3 tRNA genes are annotated in these 362 nt (G+C 52.8%); all 3 read right to left on the bottom strand.

From position 1 onward, the window contains the following. Nucleotides 1–2 precede the first annotated feature (2 nt). A tRNA-Val gene (locus EYW48_RS21595) sits at nt 3–78 on the bottom strand. 43 nt (nt 79–121) lie between these two features. Beyond that, nucleotides 122–197 (bottom strand) — tRNA-Ala (locus EYW48_RS21590). A 44-nt stretch (nt 198–241) separates the two neighbouring features. Further along, a tRNA-Lys gene (locus tag EYW48_RS21585) sits at nt 242–317 on the bottom strand. Nucleotides 318–362: the final 45 nt, after the last annotated feature.

Below are 362 nucleotides of genomic sequence, written 5' to 3'. Positions count from 1 at the left end.
AGTGGTGGGCGATACCGGGCTCGAACCAGTGACCCCCTGCTTGTAAGGCAGGTGCTCTCCCAACTGAGCTAATCGCCCACATTGTTTTCTTACCTAAAGTAAGCATTTCCGTGGGAGGAAATGGTGGAGCTATGCGGGATCGAACCGCAGACCTCCTGCGTGCAAGGCAGGCGCTCTCCCAGCTGAGCTATAGCCCCAAATTTATTTTCTTACCTAAAGTAAGCATTTCCGCGGTAGGAAATGGTGGGTCGTGCAGGATTCGAACCTGCGACCAATTGATTAAAAGTCAACTGCTCTACCAACTGAGCTAACGACCCATGGTATCCCGTAGGGGAGTCGAACCCCTGTTACCGCCGTGAAAG

This window comes from Vibrio sp. 1180_3 (assembly GCF_029478545.1).
Lineage (GTDB): Bacteria > Pseudomonadota > Gammaproteobacteria > Enterobacterales > Vibrionaceae > Vibrio > Vibrio aestuarianus.
Note: the sequence above shows the minus strand (reverse complement) of the source record. Positions and strands in the feature narration are given on the sequence as shown.